A 5,071-nucleotide genomic window follows, 5' to 3' on the forward strand; every position below is an offset into this window, starting at 1 on the left:
ATCGGACTACGCCGCCGCTTCGCCGCGGCCGGCGGGGACGATTACGAACTGTGCTTCACGGCGCCGGTGGCGCAGCGCGATGCGATCGTGGCCGCCGGCGCGGCCAGCGGGACGGCCGTGACGCGGGTGGGGTCGATCACTTCCGAACGGGGCTTGCGTCTCGTCGATGCGGACGGCACAGATCTCGATCTGCAGCTGGCCGGCTGGGACCATTTCAGCGCGGGCTGACCTACGCCGCTTCCTCGTCACCGCGCGGCGTCTTGCGGTCATCGTACGGCCCGTGCGTGAGCCAGTACTGGCGGAACGCGAGCCGCACGTTGTCGCGCAATTCCGTCTCGTTCCACGGTTTCGTGTAGAAGCGGTAGATGGCGCCCCGGTTGATCGAATCGAGCACCGTCTCCACGCCCGTGTAGCCGGACAGGATGATGCGCATCGTGTCCGGATACATCTCCTTGACCTTGCTGAGGAATTCGGTGCCGTTCATCACGGGCATCTTCTGGTCGCACAGGATCACCTGCACGTGGTACAGCGCCAGCAATTCGAAGCCCTCGGCGGGCGACGCGGCCGTCAGCACGCGGTAGTTGTCGCGCCTGAACAGCCGGTGCAGTGCGGCCAGCACGTTGACGTCGTCGTCCACCAGCAGCAGCGTCTGGACGTTGCGGTCGTCCTCCGCCGGGCGCGTCGGCTGGGCGCGGTTCTCCAGCACCAGCCGGGCCAGGTCGGCCGGCGGCAGCGCGCGCGAAAAATGAAAACCCTGGATCTCGTCGCAGCGGTGGCGGCGCAGCAGCGCCATCTGCGCGCGCGATTCCACGCCCTCCGCGATCACCTGCATGTGCAGGCTGTGCGCCATGCTGATGATGGCCAGCGCGATCGCGGCGTCGTCCGGGTTCGTCGTGATGTCGCGCACGAACGCGATGTCGATCTTCAGCTTGTCGATCGGGAAGCGCTTCAGGTACGCGAGGCTCGAATAGCCGGTTCCGAAATCGTCGATGGCGATGCGGATACCCAGCGCTTTCAACCGCTCCAGCACTTGCACCGTGTGCTCGAAGTTCGACATCAGCGCGCTTTCCGTCAGCTCCAGTTCGAGCAGGCCCGGATCCACGCGGTGCTCCGCCAGCGCCGCGCGGATGTCGCCTTCCAGGTCGCCCTCGACGAACTGGCGGCTCGACACGTTGACGGCCACGCGTACGTCGCGCACGCCCTCCGCATTCCACGCGGCGATCTGGCGGCAGGCCTCGTCGATGATCCACGCGCCCACGCGCACGACCATGCCCGTGTCTTCCATGACGGGCACGAATTCGGCCGGATACACGAGGCCGACGCCGGGACGGCGCCAGCGCAGCAGCGCCTCCACGCCGGTCACGCGGCCCGTGTTCAGGTCCAGCTTGGGCTGGTAGTGCAGCTCGAACTGCTCGCCGTCGATGGCCGCGCGCAGCGCCAGTTCGAGGTCGAGCCGCGCCAGCACCTGCACGTTCATCCCGGCCGTGAAGAAGCGGTAGCCGTCGCGGCCCGCCTCCTTCGCGCGCACCATCGCCACGTCCGCGTATTTCACCAGCGTGCCCGGGTCCGTGGCGTCGTCCGGGTACATCGCGATGCCGATGCTGGCCGTCAGCACGGCCTGCTGGCCGTTCAGGTCGAACGGCGCGCGCAGCGCCTCGCGCACCTCGTTGGCGACGCTGACCGCTTCGTCCTCCGTCTGCTCGCGCGTCATCGTCAGGATCAGCGCGAACTCGTCGCCACCGAGCCGGCCGATCGTGTCGCGCAGGCGTACGCAGCGCACCAGTCTCGTGCTGAACTGGCGCAGCAGCTCGTCGCCCAACGCGGGGCCGAGCGAGTCGTTGACGATTTTAAAGCGGTCGAGCGTGATGAACAGCACGGCGATGCGCCAGTTCTTGTCTTGCGCGAGTTCGATGGCGTCGCGCAGCGTGTGGAAGAACAGGCTGCGGTTCGGCAGGCCGGTCAGGCTGTCGTAGTTCGACATGTGCTTCAGGCGCTGCGCGGCCTGCAGGCGCTCGCTGATGTCGCGCGCGACGGCGATCAGGATGCGGTGGCTGTTGTCCTGCTGCTGCAGCTGCCAGCTGATCTCGACCGGCACCGCGCCCTGCCCGTCCGCGCGCAGCAGCTCCGTCTCGACGATGTCGTGCTCGCGCGACGTGGACGCCGGGTCCGCATAGCGTTCGAGCTGAGCGCGTTCCGCGAGGCCCAGCGCCACCGGATCGATGCGCAGCAACGCCTCGCGCGAAAAACCCAGCATGCGGCAGGCGCCGTCGCTGACGTCGACCATCGCCATCGTGCGCGCGTCGACGAGGAAGATGGCGTCGGTGGTCGCGTCCATCGCGCCGCGGAAGCGCTGCAGCTCGGCCGTCCGCTCGCGCACCGTGCGCTCCATGCGCGCGCCGTAGTCCTGCGACTCCTTGTGGAACAGCCGCACTTCGAGCAGGTTGCGGATGCGCGTCAGGACCTCCACCGTGTCGAACGGCTTGCCGATGAAGTCGCGCGCGCCCGCTTCCAGCGCGGCCAGCTTCTTGTCCGGCTCCGCCGTCACCACGAGCACGGGCAGCCAGGACTCGCGCTCCATCGGCTTCAACGCTTCCATCACCTGGAAGCCGTCCATGTGCGGCATCTGCAGGTCGAGGATGATCAGGTCGTAGCGATGCTGCAGGTGCAGCGCGGCGACCTGGCGCGGGTCGGTGGTGCTGGCGACGTGCTCGTAGCCGCTGGTCTTGAGCAGGAACTCGAGCAGCTGCACGTTCACCGGTTCGTCGTCGACGACGAGGATGTGCGCGTGGCGGATGTCGGTGGGGGAAATCATGGGGTCGTCCTCATTCGGGCTGACAGTACGGCGTCGATGGCCTCGTTGAACTGGCCGATGTCGATCGGCTTGGTCAGGTAGTACGTGAAGCCGGCCGCCAGCGCGCGGTCGATGTCGGCGCGCATGGCGTTGGCGGATACCGCGATGGCCGGGATCCGCGCGGTCTCGGGTTCGCGGCGCAACTGCGCCAGGACCTCGAACCCGGAGAGGCCGGGCAGGTTCAGGTCCATCAGGATGACGTCGGGTTTCTGGCTGCGCGCGAGCGACAGGCCGAAGTGGCCGTCCGGCGCGCTCACGAGGCGCAGGTCGGACCGGAAGCGCACGATCTCCTGCACGAGCTTCAGGTTGGCCGGATTGTCTTCGATGTACAGCACCGTATGCGGCTCTCCGGGTCCGGTGCCGTCCGCCGGGACGGGCACCGACCGCGCGGCAGGCGGGGCGGCAGGCAACGCGCCATCCGTACCGGCGACGGCCAGCTCGATCCAGAACACGCTGCCCACGCCGGGGCTGCTGGTCACGCCGATCTCGCCGCCCATCAGCTCGACGAGGCGGCGCGTCACCACGAGGCCGATGCCCGTGCCTTCCTGCGTGCCCGCTTCCTGGCCCAGGCGGTTGAAGGGCTGGAACAGGCCCGCGACCTGTTCAGGGCTCAAGCCCATGCCCGTGTCCTGCACCGACAGGCGCAGGCGCTGCGGCGCCGGTTGCGCGCAATCGACGACGATGGCGCCGCCGTCGCGGTTGTACTTCACCGCGTTCGACAACAGGTTCAGCAGGACCTGCTTCAGGCGCGTACGGTCGGCCAGCAGGCGCGCCGCCGGCGCCTCCGGGAACAGCACGCGCACGCCGCGCGCGGCGGCCAGCGGCGCGATCATGCCCTCGCATTCGGCGAGCACCTCGGCCAGCAGCACCGGCTCCATCGACAGGCTCACGGCCCCCGCCTCGACCTTGGCCAGGTCGAGGATCTCGTTGATCAGGGTGAGCAGGTGCCGGCCGGATTTCAGGATATGGCCGGAGAATTCGAGCTTCTGCTCCGGCGTCGTCGGCATGTCCTTCGATGCCAGGATCTGCGCGAAGCCGAGGATGGCGTTGAGCGGCGTGCGCAGCTCATGGCTCATCGACGACAGGAACGCGGACTTGGCCTGGTTGGCATTCCGCGCTTCGTCGATCGCGAGTCCCAGTTCCGAATTGGCGAGCTCCAGCTGGGCCGTGCGTTCCTGCACGCGCGCTTCCAGGCCTTCGTTCAGGCGCGCGATCTCGCGGTTCGAGTCTTCGAGCGCGCGCGTGCGCTGTTCGATCTCGGTCAGCATCGCGTTGAAGGAGTCGACGAGTTCCGCCGCCTCGTCCTCGCTGATGCGCGGTGCGCGCCGCGAATAGTCGCGCCGCGCCACGACTTCGCGCGCGATGCGGGTGATGGCATCGATGGGCGTCGTGATCGTGTGGCCGAGGCGGCGCACGAGCAGCCACGCGGTGAACAGGGCCAGCACCGTCACGCACGCGCAGATGACGAGGTAGTCGCGCATGCGTTCCATCAGCTGGTTTTCCGAGCGCAGGTAGACGGTGCCGAGCAGGTCGCCGTTTTCGCTGATCGGCTTGTACAGCACCAGTTCGTCGCCGCGCCCGACATAGGTTGCCGTGCCGCCCGCATGCACGGACCGGCCGCCCTTCGCGGGCCGCACCGGGAACGTGCTGTCCGCGCCGGGCGCCACATAGGTCGCGAACAGCGCGCCCTTCTCGTCGTAGATCGCGGCGGCGCGCACCGACGGCCGGCTGCGCAGCAGGGCCAGGTTCTCGCGCGCGAGGCGCGCGTCGTCGAAGGCCAGCGCGGCCGACGTCATGTGCCCCACCAGTTCGGCCTGCGTCGCGAGGTCGGTCAGCAGCGCGTGTTTATAGCTGCGCAGGTCGTAGACGACGACGGTGCCGACGGACACGGCCAGCGCGGCGAGCGTCGTCGACATCACGATCGTGACGAGTTTTTCGCGGATGGAGCGGCGCGGACGGATCATGGCATCACCACGTCGCCAGCGCCAGCAGGCGCGCGCTGATGCGCAGCTGCGCGGCCATCGCTTCGAGCCGGTCGATGCGCAGCCGCAGGCGATCCCCGTCGGCCACGAGTCCGACGACGCAACCGGGTGCGGGGACGCCGTCGCACACCGTCAATACGGGCTGGCTGCGCACGGCCGCGAGCAACCGGCCGCGCGCGGGCGACGCGGCCACGTACAGGACGTGCAGGCCGCGCGCCTGCGCGTGAAAAGACCATCA

Annotated in this window: 3 protein-coding genes and 1 pseudogene; 1 reads left to right on the forward strand and 3 read right to left on the reverse strand. The window is 68.7% G+C overall.

Annotation, left to right across the window (positions count from 1 at the left end):
• Positions 1-228, forward strand: a pseudogene (locus ACEN88_RS24030) (thiamine-phosphate kinase); the annotation flags it as partial.
• Position 229: 1 nt separating this feature from the next.
• On the opposite strand, the gene ACEN88_RS24035 reads toward ACEN88_RS24030, so the two are convergent.
• From ACEN88_RS24035 to ACEN88_RS24045, 3 genes are read right to left on the reverse strand one after another with little or no spacing between them, the layout of a single operon-like run.
• The gene (locus tag ACEN88_RS24035) at positions 230-2,812 is read right to left on the reverse strand and encodes an EAL domain-containing protein (RefSeq protein ID WP_413343709.1); all 2,583 of its coding nucleotides are present in this window, start codon (positions 2,810-2,812) and stop codon (positions 230-232) included.
• Complete coding sequence (locus tag ACEN88_RS24040) at positions 2,809-4,815, reverse strand: ATP-binding protein (RefSeq protein WP_413343711.1); 2,007 nt, start codon at positions 4,813-4,815, stop codon at positions 2,809-2,811. Before ACEN88_RS24040 ends, ACEN88_RS24035 begins: the two co-directional genes overlap by 4 nt.
• Positions 4,816-4,819: 4 nt before the next feature.
• Positions 4,820-5,026, reverse strand: a complete 207-nt coding sequence (locus tag ACEN88_RS24045; RefSeq protein ID WP_413343712.1) for a YfiR family protein — start codon at positions 5,024-5,026, stop codon at positions 4,820-4,822.
• Between the last annotated feature and the right edge of the window lie 45 nt (positions 5,027-5,071).

Origin of the sequence: Massilia sp. CT11-108 (genome assembly GCF_047302915.1) — a bacterium.
GTDB lineage: Bacteria > Pseudomonadota > Gammaproteobacteria > Burkholderiales > Burkholderiaceae_D > Telluria > Telluria orientalis.